This is a genomic window from Verrucosispora sp. ts21, from assembly GCF_002879555.1.
Lineage (GTDB): Bacteria > Actinomycetota > Actinomycetes > Mycobacteriales > Micromonosporaceae > Micromonospora > Micromonospora gifhornensis.
In genome coordinates this window covers 1-14,862 of record NZ_PNOZ01000019.1, presented here as the reverse complement: position 1 = coordinate 14,862, position 14,862 = coordinate 1, and the positions used below count along the sequence as shown (strand labels likewise).

General features: G+C 70.2%; 14 protein-coding genes and 1 pseudogene. 5 read left to right on the top strand and 10 right to left on the bottom strand.

The window, feature by feature from the left end; genetic code table 11:
* Positions 1-102 precede the first annotated feature (102 nt).
* Complete coding sequence (locus C1A38_RS10675; protein WP_102657684.1) at positions 103-705, top strand: hypothetical protein; 603 nt, start codon at positions 103-105, stop codon at positions 703-705.
* Here C1A38_RS10675 and C1A38_RS10670 read toward each other — a convergent pair.
* The 3 genes from C1A38_RS10670 to C1A38_RS10660 all read right to left on the bottom strand — a co-directional run bounded on the left by C1A38_RS10670 (position 673) and on the right by C1A38_RS10660 (position 2,354).
* Positions 673-1,077, bottom strand: a complete 405-nt coding sequence (locus C1A38_RS10670; protein WP_102657683.1) for a hypothetical protein — start codon at positions 1,075-1,077, stop codon at positions 673-675. The two genes, C1A38_RS10675 and C1A38_RS10670, sit on opposite strands and share 33 nt — an antisense overlap.
* Positions 1,078-1,281: 204 nt before the next feature.
* Positions 1,282-1,503: a DUF397 domain-containing protein gene (locus C1A38_RS10665; RefSeq protein WP_102657682.1), complete on the bottom strand. Its 222-nt coding sequence runs from the start codon at positions 1,501-1,503 to the stop codon at positions 1,282-1,284.
* Positions 1,473-2,354, bottom strand: a complete 882-nt coding sequence (locus C1A38_RS10660) for a helix-turn-helix domain-containing protein (RefSeq protein ID WP_102657752.1) — start codon at positions 2,352-2,354, stop codon at positions 1,473-1,475. The genes C1A38_RS10665 and C1A38_RS10660 overlap by 31 nt, the downstream gene beginning before the upstream one ends.
* Positions 2,355-2,918: 564 nt before the next feature.
* Here C1A38_RS10660 and C1A38_RS10655 point away from each other — a divergent pair.
* Together C1A38_RS10655 and C1A38_RS10650 are read left to right on the top strand one after the other, a co-directional pair.
* Positions 2,919-3,212: a hypothetical protein gene (locus C1A38_RS10655; protein WP_102657681.1), complete on the top strand. Its 294-nt coding sequence runs from the start codon at positions 2,919-2,921 to the stop codon at positions 3,210-3,212.
* A gap of 102 nt (positions 3,213-3,314) precedes the next feature.
* Positions 3,315-3,782 (top strand): hypothetical protein, encoded by a 468-nt coding sequence (locus C1A38_RS10650; protein ID WP_102657751.1) that lies wholly within the window; start codon positions 3,315-3,317, stop codon positions 3,780-3,782.
* A gap of 8 nt (positions 3,783-3,790) precedes the next feature.
* On the opposite strand, the gene C1A38_RS10645 is transcribed toward C1A38_RS10650, so the two are convergent.
* On the bottom strand, positions 3,791-4,543 hold the full coding sequence (locus C1A38_RS10645; protein WP_102657680.1) for a PASTA domain-containing protein: 753 nt from the start codon (positions 4,541-4,543) through the stop codon (positions 3,791-3,793).
* 72 nt (positions 4,544-4,615) lie between these two features.
* Positions 4,616-5,326 carry a PASTA domain-containing protein gene (locus C1A38_RS10640; RefSeq protein ID WP_102657679.1) on the bottom strand — a complete coding sequence of 237 codons (711 nt, stop codon included), beginning with the start codon at positions 5,324-5,326 and terminating at the stop codon, positions 4,616-4,618.
* Positions 5,327-5,411: 85 nt separating this feature from the next.
* Here C1A38_RS10640 and C1A38_RS10635 point away from each other — a divergent pair, with 85 nt between their 5' ends.
* Positions 5,412-6,848, top strand: coding sequence for a hypothetical protein (locus tag C1A38_RS10635; RefSeq protein ID WP_102657678.1), 1,437 nt, complete (start codon positions 5,412-5,414; stop codon positions 6,846-6,848).
* A gap of 4 nt (positions 6,849-6,852) precedes the next feature.
* Here the strand turns inward: C1A38_RS10635 and C1A38_RS10630 are convergent, their stop codons facing one another.
* Both C1A38_RS10630 and C1A38_RS10625 read right to left on the bottom strand, forming a co-directional pair.
* Positions 6,853-8,331: a glutamate-cysteine ligase family protein gene (locus C1A38_RS10630; RefSeq protein ID WP_102657677.1), complete on the bottom strand. Its 1,479-nt coding sequence runs from the start codon at positions 8,329-8,331 to the stop codon at positions 6,853-6,855.
* A gap of 373 nt (positions 8,332-8,704) precedes the next feature.
* Complete coding sequence (locus tag C1A38_RS10625; protein WP_102657676.1) at positions 8,705-9,286, bottom strand: YceI family protein; 582 nt, start codon at positions 9,284-9,286, stop codon at positions 8,705-8,707.
* Positions 9,287-9,389: 103 nt separating this feature from the next.
* Here C1A38_RS10625 and C1A38_RS10620 point away from each other — a divergent pair, with 103 nt between their 5' ends.
* Positions 9,390-9,902, top strand: a complete 513-nt coding sequence (locus C1A38_RS10620; protein WP_102657675.1) for a MarR family winged helix-turn-helix transcriptional regulator — start codon at positions 9,390-9,392, stop codon at positions 9,900-9,902.
* A 272-nt stretch (positions 9,903-10,174) separates the two neighbouring features.
* Here C1A38_RS10620 and C1A38_RS10615 read toward each other — a convergent pair.
* The 3 genes and pseudogenes from C1A38_RS10615 to C1A38_RS10605 form a co-directional block, all read right to left on the bottom strand.
* Positions 10,175-11,914, bottom strand: a pseudogene (locus C1A38_RS10615) (ATP-binding protein); the annotation flags it as partial.
* 112 nt (positions 11,915-12,026) lie between these two features.
* Entirely contained in the window at positions 12,027-13,175 is a 1,149-nt protein-coding gene (locus C1A38_RS10610) for an acyl-CoA dehydrogenase family protein (protein ID WP_102657674.1), read from the bottom strand.
* 90 nt (positions 13,176-13,265) lie between these two features.
* Positions 13,266-14,798, bottom strand: a complete 1,533-nt coding sequence (locus C1A38_RS10605) for an acyl-CoA carboxylase subunit beta (protein WP_102657749.1) — start codon at positions 14,796-14,798, stop codon at positions 13,266-13,268.
* Between the last annotated feature and the right edge of the window lie 64 nt (positions 14,799-14,862).

The window sequence follows — 14,862 nt, the reverse complement described above, 5'->3', positions numbered from 1 at the left end:
CCTCATAACATGAAACGATGGTTCCCCTACGGGGGCGGCTACGGGACGAACGGGGGGCGCTCCCGGATTCGGCGAGCCGGAAAACGGGCAAGGCTGACAGGCATGCAGAACCACCTCGTCCTCCTGCTCCCGGTCGCCGTCGTCTGGTGGGCCGCCGGCTACCTCGCTGAGGGGTTGCCCCGGATGACGCACGCGCGCGAGCTTCGTCGACATGCCGGCTGGCTGCTCGGGCTCACGCTGGTCGGGCTCGGCCTGACGGTGGCACTGCCGATCGCCGGCCTGACCACCGCCGGGGCGACCCTGGCTGACCGGGCCGCCGCTGGGCTGGCACTCGCCGCGCTACCGGCACTGGTGGTGGCGCTCTGCACCGTACGCCGGGTGCGTCGGCTCCGGGCCGGAGCGGGCGCACTGGCCGCCACCGCCCGGACGCCGGCACCACACGGGCTACGGGCCGCCGCCGCCCACCCACTGATCGGGCTGCCGCTGCAGGTGACCGGCCTGGCCCTGCTGCCCGCGCTGATCACGGCCAGCGGTGCCGCCGGGTATTTCGGGCCGGGGATCACCGGGCCGGCGGTCACCATCGGAGTGCTGGGCGTCGGGGCCATCGGGGTCCGCCACGCGCTGCGCCACAACCGGCTCGCCGAGCGAGCCATGCCGCAGCGGTCCGCGACCTCACCGAGCCCGGCCGGTGCCCTGCACGTATAGCAACTCCAGAATCGCCCGCGTCGCCTCGAACCAGCGGTCGAGCCAACCCGGCGGCGGCACACTGCCCCGTGGCGGCAACTCCATAAGCAGGCCGCGGAGCAGCGGGTGATCCGCAAGGGAGCCGTCGTCCACGCTCGACCATCCGGTCGCCGGGAACGACGGTTCGGTGAGCGGGTTCGGGTCCAGTGACGGCAGGGTGAGCGGCGACGTGGCCGGCTCGCCCGGTGCCGCGGTGTCCCGCCCGGGATGTTCGGTGTCCGTCGACACCACCTCGGTCAGGACGGTGTCCCGCCGAGCCCCGCGATATTTGCCGCCGAACCGTTCCGGCTTGCCCGGGCTGTTGGTGAGGTTGTCCGATCCGATACTCGTCATTCGTCTCGCCTGCCTCGCTCGGTTACCCGCCCTGCTCGGGGGGGATTTCGACCAGCGCGTACCGAGAGGTACAACGAGACGGGTGGGAAGTGGCGACGGCAGCCGACCGGGCCGGACGCCGCGGCGGGACTGCCGAGCGTCGCGGCACCATGACATGGTCCCCGACCGGACGTGCCGATCGGGGACCAGGTCGTTGCTACGGGATCAAGCCCGTCCGAAGACGCCACCCCGTGTGCCGGCGACGAAGGCGTGCCAGTCACCCGGGGTGAAGACGAGAGCCGGTCCGGCCTTGTCCTTCGAATCCCGGACGCCGACCGCCCCGGTCACATACGCCACCTCAACGCAGTTGTCACAGTTCGGCCCGCTCTTCGAGCTCTTGAACCAGTGCGCCTGCGTCAGGTCCACGGGGAATCCTTGCGTCGCCATTTCCACAGCGGCTCCTCTGCCAATTTTGCGATGTACCCGACGGACTCCTCCGGACGCATGGCCGCTGCTCGAATGTGATCGAAGATGAAGCTGTACTTCTGCAGTTCGTCGCTCTTCTCCAGGAAGAGCCCACCCGTGGCGTTCTCCGCGTACACGACATCCGGATCACCTGGTTCGGGGAAGCTCAGGATCGTGAAGGTACCGTCCATGCCGGCATGTGCCCCGACCTCGAACGGCAGGACCTGCAACGTCACATTCGGCAGTTCGGCTACCTCCACCAACCGCTTGAGCTGGTCACGCATGACCGTGTCCCCGCCCACCGGACGGCTCATCACCGCCTCATCGAGCACCACCCACAGATCGACCGGATCGTCCTGGGTCAATAACGATTGGCGACCGAGTCGGACACGCACTCGTTGTCGCACCTGTTCCGCAGTGAAATCAGGGCGGGCCGCACGAATCATCGCGCCGGCGTAATCCTCGGTCTCCAGCAGGCCCGGAACCACCTGCTGCTCGTACGCCCGAATCGAACTGGCCGCAGCCTCCAGACCCACGTACGCCCCGACCAGCACCGTGCTGTACGGATGCCACCAACCCTTCTGCCGCGCCTCCCGAGCGATCTGCACCAGCTCGTCGCTCTCGGCACCGACCACCCCGTAGATCCGGAGCATGTCCCGGACGTCCCGGGGTGTCGCGGTGGTGTGACCGGTCTCGATCCGGGAGATCTTCGACGCCGAACACTCCAGTTGCTCGGCCACGGCCTCGATGGTGATCCCGGCCGTCTCGCGCTGACGGCGCAGTTCCGCGCCCAGGCGACGCCGGCGGATGGTCGGACTGCGCCGCTCGCTCACGGTGTCACCTTCCGCCTCGACGCGCCGCTGTCTGCCGCCCGCCTGGGACGCGACCATAAGGCGGCGGGCGTTTCGCGGCAAGGGATGGAGCCGGTCCTCGGCCGGCCGCGACGGGCGAAACCGTCCTCAGTGTGCCGTCCGGGTGGCGGCACGTTCAAGCGCCGTTTCGCGCGAGCCGCTCACGTATCGGCAAAAGTCGACGTGCAACTTGCATGAAGCACGACGCTGATGCACTCTGTCCGTATGACGCGGGCTACACACCGTTCTGATCCAGTCTCCCCCTGTGATCACCGCGGTGCCGACGGAGACGACGACCGGATGACCCGGTCGACCGTCGACCGCCCCCGCGAATCCGGTGGCCGGTCGCCGACGCGCGACGGCGGCGGTGGTCCCAGACACCTTTCCTGACAGCCCAGACACGGCGGGCCGAGTACGCCACCAGCGCAGAGAAGCCCGTCAACGCCACGAACCCGGTTCCCGAGACACGACCTCGTCGCCGGAGCCCGCACTTCCCCCCGATCAGCCTTGCCGGCCTCCCCGCCGGCCGACCCTTCAGGAGCCCATGTGCTTCCCCGCTCCGGTGACGTACTGAACGTGACAAGCGCGGCGAGTGTCCAGTTCATCAGACCGATTCACTTCCGGGTGATCCGGGTGCTGGACCGCCCGACCTATGACGGCTGGCTCTGGCTCGAAGGTTACGAGTTGAACGCGGCGGGGGACGCGGTCAACCGTCGATCGATCTTCGTCCAGCGGGCCGGGCTGCACCTGGTGCAGGCCGCGCCGCAGCCGCAGCCGCGACCGCACACCGTCCGCTCGGCTCGTCGGCCCGTCGCCCGGACCCCGGTCCGGGTGGGCTGAGCATTCGAAACGCCGCCGACGGGCACACCGACGCCATAGAATCGGTGTGCCCACCCCGGCACGTCTCCACCGCGCCTCCAGGACCCCGAACCTGGGATGGCCATGGTCAATCTGTCCGCGCGGCGGCCCGATCGGTCCCGTATCGCCCACGCCTTCGGAATCCTGGCACTCTTCGGTGCCGCCATCACCCTGATGGTGCTGGTCCGGGATCCCGCCCTGTCCTCCACCCGGCTGGCCGAGCCGGTTCCCGCACCCGAGATCACGGTGGTGGAAGCCACGCCGCCGACCGGATCGGGAGGCTCACCGCCCGCCTGGGACGAATTCGACGACGACCGCACGGCAGCGCTGACGCCCGACGGCTCAGCTGCTCTGCCTGACGGCTCGGCCGCGATACCCGACGGCTCCGAGTCGTCCGCCAGCAGTGCGCACCGGGCGGGTACGTCCCACCGAGCCGGCGACCGGCACAACTCCGACGCACTCAGCAGGTCGCTGTTCTGGTCAGGGGTGTTCGGGCTCGCCATCTCCCTCGCCGGACTCGGGCTGGTCAGCACCAGACGAAGGATGTGGTGAGCAGCCGTTCACCCGGTGGGGCTCGCCGTGACCGTCGGGTCGGTGGTCGGCCCGGTCGTCGTCGGGTCGGTGGTCGTCGGCGCGGTGGTCGGTGCCGTCGTCGACGGGCTGGGGGTGGCGACCACCAGCCTGACCACGTCGCCGCTTTGGACGATCTCACCCTGGCCCGGATCGGTGGCGATCACGGTGCCGGCCCGCTGGTCCGACGGGCGGTACACGACCTCGGGTTCGAGATCGAGTGCTTCCAGCCGGGCTCGGGCCGCATCCTCGGTGAGCCCGACCAGGGGCGGCATCGGCAACCCCGTCGGCGCGGCACTTGTCGTCGGTGCCGCCGAGGGCGAACGGGTCGGTGAAGCCGACGCGCTCGTCGGCGCCGTCGAGGTCGGCTGGGGCGACGGCGGCGGGGAGTCGCCCTCGTCCACCGCCTGGCGTGCCAGCCACAACCCCACTCCGAGCGCGCCGAGCAACAGCAGCAGGACGATGCCCCAGAGAATCGGCAGCCACCAACGCCGACCGGCCTGCTCGTCGCCGTACCACTCGCTGGCGGCCAACTCACGGTCGTCACCCGGACCCGGTGGCCGCACCTCCGCCCGTCCCGACCACAGCTGAGGTCTGGGGGTCGGTGGCACCACCACTGTCGCGTCCGCCTCGGTGCCGTCGGGCGGCGTACCACCCAGCACGGCGGTGTCGTCGGGATCTCCGGCGGGCGGAGGCAACGGACGTGTCCGGTCGTCCGGCTGTTCCTCGCCCCGCTCGCTCATGTCGGCATCCCCACGCTGGTCAACCTAGCGGTTCCGCCCGCCATCGGCCGGGATCAGCGTGTCGGGTGCCTGTCACTGCCCAAGGAACTCGTCATCCGACGACCGAATCGCGCAGAAGATGTACGCGACGTCATCCCATCGTCCGACGGTGCCGGCGGCGGGTTCCTGGTCGGTGACCTTCCCGGTCAGCCCGGCCGGATAGCGAGGCGAGAATCCGTTGTCGAAGAGTTCGGCCGCGGCCTTCCGGCAGTCTTCCCCGACCAGTTGCGGCATCTCGTTCGATGGAGCCGCGCCGGCCACGGTAATCGAGATCGTGCTGCCGTGCTCTACCGGCGTACCGGCGACCGGATCAGTGCTCCGTACACTCTGGTTGTCGCCGGTGCCGAAGACGAATTTCCATTCCAGCCCGCGCTTTCGCACCTCGTTCCGGGCTTCCTCGAGGTCCATGCCGACGAGATCCGGCACGGTCAGCCCGGTCGGACTCGGTGCGGCGGCACTGGTCGGGGCGGAGGTGGACGCGGGCCGCTCACGCGGTGACGAAGGGGCCGGTGCGCGCGGGCTGCGGCTTCCCTCCGCGAGGACGGGCGTCTCCGGCTGCCGCTGGTCGTCGCCCGCGAGCACCCAGCCGCCGGCGGCTCCGATGATCGCGAGCAGCACCGCCGCGACGCCACCACCGACCACCATCGTCGTCCGATCGGGACCGGTGTCGGCCCGCGTCGTCCGGCCGTCCGTCACCTCACCCGTCATTGCGCCCACCGCCTCATCACCGGCGACCGTACCCATCGACGACAAACACCGTCCGTCACCTTAATCGCCCGGCACGGCGTACGACTCGCCGCACCGGGCACAGGAGGTTACGCTGCCCGGCATGGCCAGACAGGGCTGGGGAGGATCGATCGCCACAGCGGTCGGCGTGGCAGCTGGCGCCGGTGCCGCCCAACTGGGATTCGGCTACGGCCTGGGCATCCTGAACTGGGCGCCGGCCGAGCCGACCGCCGGCACGGCCGCCTGGGTGGCCAGCCTGATCTGGGCCACCTGGATCGCCGCCACCTCGACCGTCTTCGGTGCGGTCTGCGCCCAGCGGCTGCGGGACCGGCGTCCGGCCCTGCCCACACCCGACGTCGAATCGGCAGCTGACCCGGGTCGACTGCCGGCAACAGCTGACCCGGGTGGACTGCCGGCAGCAGCTGACCCGGGTGGACTGCCGGCAACCGACAGGCGCGATGGTGACGGCCTGTGGTCCGTCGCGTTGGCCGGTGCCGCCGCACTGGGCGCGCTGATCACCGTGTTGCTTGTCGCCGTACCCGCCCGGGTCGCGGTGGTACCGGACACTCCCTCGCCGCGGGACATGGCCGCCGGGTACGCCGCGATCGGTGTGCTGGTCGGCGCTCTGGTGGCGCTCTGGTCACTGCGCTGCCGGGCGGCGGCCACCAACGTGATCGCCACCGCCGGCTGGTTGTGGCTGCTCGCGGTGGTCGCCGTACTCGACTCGGTGCTCGCCGGTCGGGGCCTGACCACCGCCCAGTTGGGCATCTGGCAGCTCAGTTCCGACAGCGACCAGTTCTGGATCCGGGACTACTTCTACTGGCCCGGGGCGATTCTCTCCCTCGGGTCGGCGTTGGTGATCGGCGCGCTGGCCGCCCGCCGAGGCGTCCGCGACGCCGATCGCCGGGTGGGTGCCACCGCCTCCGGTGCGGCCGGTCCGCTGCTGGTGGCGATCGCCTACTTCCTGGCCGTACCGAGGTTGACCGCGATCAACCCGGAGCAGGTGTCCGCCCACCTCATCGCCCCGTACGCGGCAATAGTCGGCGTCGGCGGTTCCGTCCTCGTCGCGGCGCTCGCCCAGCGGTCCGCCCGACACAGGTCGAAGCAGTCGGCGACCGACGCGGCACCCACTCCGCTGGTGCCTCGGCAGCGTCCCGGCACCCACGACAGCACGGGCGTCCCGGCCAGCGGTGACCCCGGTGCCACGGGCGTCCCGGCCAGCGGTGACCACGGCGGCGCCCACCCACCGGCCAGCGGCAACCGCGACAGCGCGGACACACCGGCCAGCGGCGATCACGGCAGCGGCACGGGTGAACCGACCCGACGCGGCACCACCGAGCCGTCGGCGGGGCAGCCGTCAGAGGTCATCTCCGCCAAGGCCCGGAGCGGCGCGGGTGCGAGCCGCGCCGAGGCGCGGGACCCTTCGGGTACGAGCCGCGCCGAGGCCGAGGGCGGCTCGGGTACCGAGCCGGCAGCCGACACCGTTGCCGGGTCGGAGGCTTCGAGCCGGCGAGCCCGACCACCGCGTCGCGCCCGCTGACGGGTCAGTCGACGGGCCAGGTGTGCACCGGCTCGTTGGTGGCCTGCAACTCGGCGTAGCGCTGGAGCATGTGATGCAGCGCGGCCGGTCGGTCCAGTCCCCGCTGCCGCTGTGCGGCCCACACCGTCGCCGTCTGCCAGACCGCCCCGTTACGGCCGGTACGACAGCGCTGCTCGATGATGCCGAGGAGCCGGTCTCGTTCGGCCGGGGCCACCCCGAAGGCGTCGAGCCCGGCGGACGCGATGGGCAACAGCACGTCAAGCACCAACCCGGTGACCGGCACCTCGCCGAGCCGGGGCCAGTGCAGGACGGCGTCCATGCCCCGTCGGGCGGCGGCGTGGAAGTTCTCCTCGGCGGAGCTGAAGGTGAGCTGACTCCAGATCGGACGGTCGGCTTCGGCCAGGCCGCGGACCAGCCCGAAGTAGAAGGCGGCGTTGGCCAGCATGTCGACCACGGTCGGACCGGCCGGCAGCACCCGGTTCTCGACCCGCAGGTGCGGACGCCCGTTCATGATGTCGTAGACCGGGCGGTTCCAGCGGTAGACGGTGCCGTTGTGCAGTCGCAGCTCGGCCAGCTCGGGCACACCGCCGGCGTGCAGAACCTCGACCGGGTCCTCGCTCTCGCAGATGGGCAGCAGGGGCGGGAAGTAGCGGACGTTCTCCTCGAAGAGGTCGAAGATCGAGGTGATCCACCGTTCCCCGAACCAGACCCGAGGTCGTACGCCCTGCGCCTTCAGCTCGTCCGGGCGGGTGTCGGTGGCCTGTTCGAACAGGGCGATCCTGGTTTCCGCCCAGAGCTGCCGGCCGTACAGGAAGGGTGAATTGGCACCCACCGCGACCTGCGCTCCGGCGATCGCCTGGGAGGCGTTCCAGTAGTCGGCGAAGCTGTCCGGCGCGACCTGGAGGTGGAACTGGAGGCTGGTGCAGGCCGCCTCGGGCGCGATCGAGTCGGTGTGCGTACGCAGCCGTTCGACACCGCGGATGTCGAGTTCGATGTCCTCGCCCCGCGCACCGACGATCTGGTCGTTGAGCACCCGGTACCGCTCGTTCGTCGACAGGTTGTCGGCGACCAGATGGCGCTCGGTCAACGTGGGCAGGATGCCGACCAGGACGATCCGGGTGTCCGACCGGGCCGCCCGCTCACCGGCCCGGTTGAGGCTGCCGAGCAGGCCGCGTTCGTAGTCGGTGAAGCCTGCACCGGAGATCAGTCGAGGGTCGGCGTTCAACTCGAGGTTGAACTGTCCCAGCTCGGTCTGGAACAGCGGATCGGCGATGGCGGCGAGGATCTCCTCGTTGCGCATCGCGGGTTCGGCTGCGGGGTCGACCAGGTTGAGCTCGATCTCCAGCCCGGTCATCGGCCGGTCGGCGTCGAAGCCGAAGTCGTCAAGCATCAGGGCGAAGACGTCCAGGCAACGGCGGACCTTCTGCCGGTAGAGGACTCGGTCCTCGCGGGAGAATGCGGCCCGATCGACGTCCCTGCCCATGTGTTCCTCCCGGCGCGCGACGCGACGGAACGGTGCCGTTCCGCAGCGCAGTGTGAACCTTACTCGCCGACGCGCCGAACCTGGCCGTCCCGAAGATCGGTCCATTGCCGCAGTACTCCGCAGAGCAGCGCCGCTCTGACCAGCGACGGGCCAGTTCGGACACGCCAGAAGAAGTCCTACCCAGCGCCGGTGCCGTGACCTACGAACAGCGTGACGAACGATCTGTGAAATTTGGCACCGACGACAGCGCCATGGGTGGTGGCGCCGGGCCACCGGGTGGTGAACCACGGGTCCACGTGATCGCGCATCGACACACCGGGCACAGCCGAAAGGCCCGCGCGGTGAAGCGCGGGCCTTTCGGGCGTACGAGAGGTCAGGCCTGGCGAACGGCCTCGCCCTCGATCTCGATCTTGATCTTCTTGCCGACCAGGACGCCACCCGACTCCAGGGCGACGTTCCAGGTCAGGCCGAACTCCTCACGGTCGATCTCGGCGCTCGCCGAGAAGCCGAAGATGTCGGTGCCGAAGGGGCTGCGGCCGACGCCCTCGAACTCGACAGTGAGGTCGACCGGGCGGGTCACGTCCTTGATGGTGAGTTCGCCGGCGAGGACGAACTCGTTACCGCTGTGGGACTTCACGCCGGTGCTGCGGTACTCCAGCGTGGCGAACTTCTCCACGTCGAGGAAGTCGCCGCCACGCAGGTGGGCGTCGCGGTCGGCCTGGGCGGTGGTGATGCTGGCGGCCTGGATGGTCGCGCTGACCGTGGACTCCAAGGGCTCCTCGGCGATCGTGATCGTCGCGCTGGCCTCGGTGAACTCACCACGAACCTTCGCCACCATCATGTGTCGGGCGACGAAGCCGACCCGCTTGTGGGCGCCGTCCAGCAGGTAGGTGCCCGCCGCCGGGATGGTCAGGCCGTTCCACTCGCGGGTAACCGACTCGGTGCTGCTGGTCATGAGAGACTGCCCTCCGGTAGAGATTGTTGGGTTGGTCAACGACTGACTAAGCAACTATACCCTCGACAATATTCCGCGTGTCAAGGACTGCTAGGATGGCCTGGTGAATCCGAACGTGTTCGATGACTCTCGCATCACGGCTGTCGGCCTCCTCTTCGAGGTATATGCCGGGCTGTCCGCCCGGTTCGCCGCGCAGATGGAAGAACACGGGCTGTCCCCGGTCGAGTTCGAGGTGCTGACCCGACTCACCCGCTCGCCCGACAACCAACTGAGAATGACCGACCTCGCGGCCCAGACCTCGCTGTCCACCAGCGGCGTGACCCGCGTGGTCGACCGGATGGAACGTGACGGCCTGATCGTCAGGCGCGCCTGCGCATCTGACCGGCGTAGCTCGTTCGCCGTGGTGACGCCGGCTGGCCTGCGCCGGTTCGATGAATGCCTGCCGGGCCACCTCCAACTCATCGAGGACTGGTTCACCGGTCAGCTGGATCCGCCCACCCTGAACGCCCTGCTGGACGGCCTGCGCCAGGTGCGGGACGCGGTGCATCCCTGCGCCACGGCCGGCAGCGGCGACTCGGCCACCGCACCGGAGAACCCCAACTCCACCGACTGTTGATCATCGTTGGCGGTTGCCGCGTTATCAACCCCCGCATCCGAACTACCGGTGGTCGGCCGAACAGCCGAGGGTGACGTCAGCGGCAGAAAGAGCGGCAGAACCGATCGCACAAACGGCGATAGAGCATCAAATGCGACAGGTTGCCTTTCGCCGTCTCGCTAGTCTCGGATCACCGGGGGCGCAACGGGGGGTGCCGGCGCGGGCGATGAGCGAGGGGTGGCAACAGGGGGCTTCCTCGCCCGCGCCACCACCCCCCGTTGCCGCGTCCGATCGCGGGCCCTCGGCAACTCCTCCACGACGACGGCCTGCTCCCCGGCGAGCGACGCCGCGCCGTGCGATGCGCGCAGGCGCAGTTCCCCGTCGGCCTCGGCGGTACGTGGGTCGGCCAGCAGCCGCAGCAACCACTGCCGCCCGGCACCGGCGCGTCCGCGAAGCCGCCACCAGAGCGGCAGGCCGGCCGCCAGGCGCAACGCGGTCATTGGGTCGTCCACCGCGGCGTACGCCAGCGCGGCACTGATGTCCCCGGACACCTCGTCGAGTCGACGCGCCGCACCGGTGGCGTCGGCCCCGGCCAGGCTCGGTGCGGTGCGCTCCACGAACCATGTGATCACCCGCGCGTGCCGACGCTGGATCACCGCCGACTCACCGGCGCTGGAGACCCGTTCGACGGCGTAGTCGCGGACCGCGTCGAGCAGTCGGAAGCGAAACGGCCCATCCTCGCGTACGTGCAGCAGTCCCAGTTCGATGAACCGGTTGAGCAGCCGTACGGGGTCCGCGGTGATGGCTGTGCCGGCGAGCATCTCCTCGGCCAGTTCGATCGACCACCGGTTGTCGAAGGCGGAGAACCGCCGCAGCGCCGCACGCTCCTCGTCGTCGAGCAGCCGGTAGCTCGTCGCCACCGCGTCGCGCAGCGTCCCCGCCACCGCCGCCCGGGTGTCGTCCGGCCGCAGTTGACCGGTCGGCCAACCGCTGCGGGCCGCGATGTCCAGGTCCAGCACCCGGTCGCCGTAGCGGTCGAGCAGTTCGCTCAGGCTGAGCAGTCGACCACGCGCCGCCATCAGTTCGATGGCCAGCGGAAGCCCGCCCAGTCGCCGCACCAGCGCGGCCAGCGCCGGACGTTCGGCCTCGGTCGGTGGCTCCCGGCGGACCTGCGCCAGCCGCGCGGTGAACAGCGCCACCGCCGGGGAGGCGGCGAGCGCCGACGGCTCGATGTCTCCCGGTGGCGGCACGTCCAGTGGCGACACCGGTCGAACCCACTCGTCCGGCAGCCCCACCGGATGCCGACCGGTGACCAGTACCCGCAGCGTGGGCACGGCATCGACGAGCCGCTGCACCGCACCGGCCACCGAATCGGGGGCCCGTTCGGCCGCGTCCACCAGCAGCGTCGGATCACCGATCCGGGCGGTCAACTCGGTCGTCCGGGACACCCCGAATGCGCCCAGCGCGGCGGCGAGCACATCGGCGACGTCCGACCCGGCGCCGACGTGCAGCCCGCTGACACCACCCGGACGACCGGACTCCGGTGACGGCCCGACCGGGCTCGCTCGTCGAGCGGCGGCGACGGCGTGGCAGGCGGCCAGCGCGAGGGCGGTCTTGCCGACGCCCGCCACCCCCACCAGGCTGATCACCCGAGGTCCGCGCGGCTCGGTCAGCAGGGTGACCAACTCGGCCAGGTCCCGTTCCCGCCCGATCAGCTCGGGCGGTGGCGGAACGGGTGCCGGCGAACCGACAATGGCCCGGGAGGTGCCGCCATCGGCCTTGCGAGCGGCGGCCACGAAGGCCGTACGGGCGGCACCGGACAGGTCGAGCGCATCGGCGAGCAGATTGACGGTGGTGCGCTGCGGGCGCGAGGAGCGTCCCCGTTCCAGGTCACGAACCGTCCGTACGCCGACGCCGGCACGAGTCGCGAGTTCGGCCTGGGTGAGGCCGGCGGCCCGGCGATGCCCCCGCAGCAGATCCGCAAGGCCGGACGACCCGATCCACCCGGATGAACGATCATGACTCGAAGTCATGCTCCGGGACATTACGGGCCAGGACCGACAGCCGGCAGGCGAGCGTCAACCACCCGACCGGTCGATGCCTAAACCCGACAGGAGACCGGCGCGCCCCGTCACCGGGTCCCGATCACATCCCCAGGTCACGCGCAATGATCATGCGCTGCACCTCGGACGTGCCCTCGCCGATCTCCAGGATCTTGGAGTCCCGCCAGAACCGGGCCACCGGGTACTCGTTCATGAAGCCGTACCCGCCGTGGATCTGCGTCGCCTCCCGGGCGTTGTCCACCGCGATCGTGCTGGCGTGCAGCTTGGCGATCGCCGCCTGCCGCTTGAACGGCTCCCCGGCCAGCATCCGGGCCGCCGCGTCGTAGTACGCCAGCCGAGCGGTGTGCGCCTTCATCTCCATGTCCGCGACCTTGAACTGGATCGCCTGGTAGTTGCCGATCGGCTGGCCGAAGGCGTGCCGCTCGCGGGCGTACTTGATCGACTCGTCGACGCAGCCCTGAGCGAGGCCCACGGCCAGTGCGGCGATGGCGATCCGACCCTCGTCGAGGATGCGCAGGAACTGGGCGAAGCCCCGACCGCGCTCGCCGAGCAGGTTCTCCGCCGGGACCCGGCAGTCGTCGAAGGTCAACTCGTGGGTGTCCGAGGCGGTCCAGCCGACCTTGGAATATCCGGGCGCCACGGTGAAGCCCGGCGTACCGCTCGGCACGATGATGGTGGACAGTTCCTTCGCACCGTCCGGCCGGGTGCCGGTGACGGCGGTGACGGTGACCAGGGCGGTGATGTCGGTGCCCGAGTTGGTGATGAAGGCCTTCGAACCGTTGATCACCCACTCGTCGCCGTCCAGCACGGCCCGGGTCTCGGTGCCCCCGGCGTCCGAGCCGGTGCCCGGCTCGGTGAGCCCGAAACCGGCCAGCGCCTCGCCGCTGAGCAGCTTCGGCAGCCAGCGGGCCTTCTGCTCGTCGGTGCCGAAGCGGTAGATCGGCATCGCGCCGAGCGAGACCGCCGCCTCCAGGGTGATGGCCACGCTGGAGTCGACCCGGGCCAACTCCTCCAGCGCCAGGCAGAGGGCGAAGTAGTCGCCACCCATCCCGCCGTACTCCTCGGCGAAGGGCAGGCCGAACAGGCCCATCTTGCCCATCTGCCGGATGACCTCGTACGGGAAGGTGTGCTGCTCGTAGTGCTCGGCGATGACCGGCGCGACCACCTCGCGGGCGAAGTCCCGCACGCTGTCGCGCAGCGCCTGGTGCTCCTCGGAGAGCCGGAAGTCCATCGGGGTTCCTCCTGTGTGGACGGGCCGACGAGCGCTCGTGACGCCTCGACGGTGCCGGTGCTGGCTGCTGCGTGCCGTGGTGACGCCGGTTCAGACGGGGGTGACGCCGTGCCGACGACGGGAGAAGTGCCGGTCCTTGCTCCGGGCGGCGGTGTACCGGCGAATCAGTTCGGCGCGCAGTTCGTGCGGCTCGACGATCGTGTCGATGACGAGTTCGCTGGCCAGCCGGACGACGTCGATGTCCTGCTCGTACTCGGCCCGCTTGGCGGCGACGAAGGCGGCCCGCTCGGCCTCGTCCTCGATCGCGGCGATCTTGTTCGCGTACACCGCGTTGACCGCGGCCTCCGCGCCCATCACCGCGATCTTCGCGGTGGGCAGGGCGATTGTCGCGTCCGGCTCGAAGCCGGGACCGGCCATGGCGTAGAGGCCCGCGCCGTACGCCTTGCGCACCACCACGCAGATCTTCGGTACGGTCGCCTCGGAGATCGCGGTGATCATCTTGGCGCCGTGCCGGATGATGCCCTGCTTCTCCACCGCGCTGCCGACCATGAAGCCGGGCACGTCGGAGAGGAACAGCAGCGGCACGTTGAACGCGTCGCAGAGCTGCACGAACCGGGTCGCCTTGTCGGCCGAGTCGACGAAGAGCACCCCGCCCTTGAACATCGAGTTGTTGCCGACCACGCCGACGACCTCGCCGTTCAGCCGGCCGAACCCGATTGTCAGTTCCTTGGCCCAGAGCGCCTGGATCTCGAAGAAGGAACCCTCGTCAAGCAGGCCCTTGACGTACCGTCGCATGTCGAACGCCTGCCGCTCGCTGGCCGGCACCAGCGCGGCCAGGTCCGCCTTGGCGGGCGCCTCGACCGCCTCGGCGGTCGGCGGCTGCTGGGTCCAGTTCGCCGGCAGGTACGACAGGTAGCGCTTGACCACGTCGAGGGCCTCGGCCTCGGTCTTGCAGAGGAAGTGCCCGACGCCGGACTCGGCACAGTGGACCTTGGCGCCGCCCATCGCCTCCAGGGTGGTCTTCTCGCCGGTGACCATCTCGACCATGCGGTCGGAGCCGAGGTACATGCTGGCGTTGCCGTCCACCATGGCCACCACGTCGCAGAACGCCGGGATGTACGCGCCGCCGGCCGCGCTCGGCCCGAACAGCGCACAGACCTGGGGGATCGAGCCGGAGGCGCGTACCTGGTTCCAGAAGATCTTGCCGGCACCGCGTCGACCCGGGAACAGCTCCACCTGGTCGGTGATCCGCGCCCCGGCCGAGTCGACCAGGTAGACCATCGGCACGCCGGTGTCGTACGCCCGCTCGATGATCCGGATGATCTTTTCGACGGTACGCGCACCCCAACTGCCGGCCTTGACCGTGGAGTCGTTCGCCATCAGGCAGACCTGGCGGCCGTCGATGGTGGCGGTGCCGGTCACCACCCCGTCGGCGGGCAGCCCGTCGGCGAGCGCGTTGGCGTAGAGCCCGTCCTCGACGAACGATCCCTCGTCGACGAGCAGGGCCACCCGCTCCCGGGCGAACAGCTTCCCCTTTGCCGCGTTCGCCGCGTGGTACTTCTCCGCACCACCGGCCCGAACCCGCTTACCGAGCTGCTCCAGCGCCCCACCGTCAACAGTCACCACGGCTCCCCACCACGCCCAGCCTGAACGATCGTTAATCTACCCCACCCACACCCACCCCCAC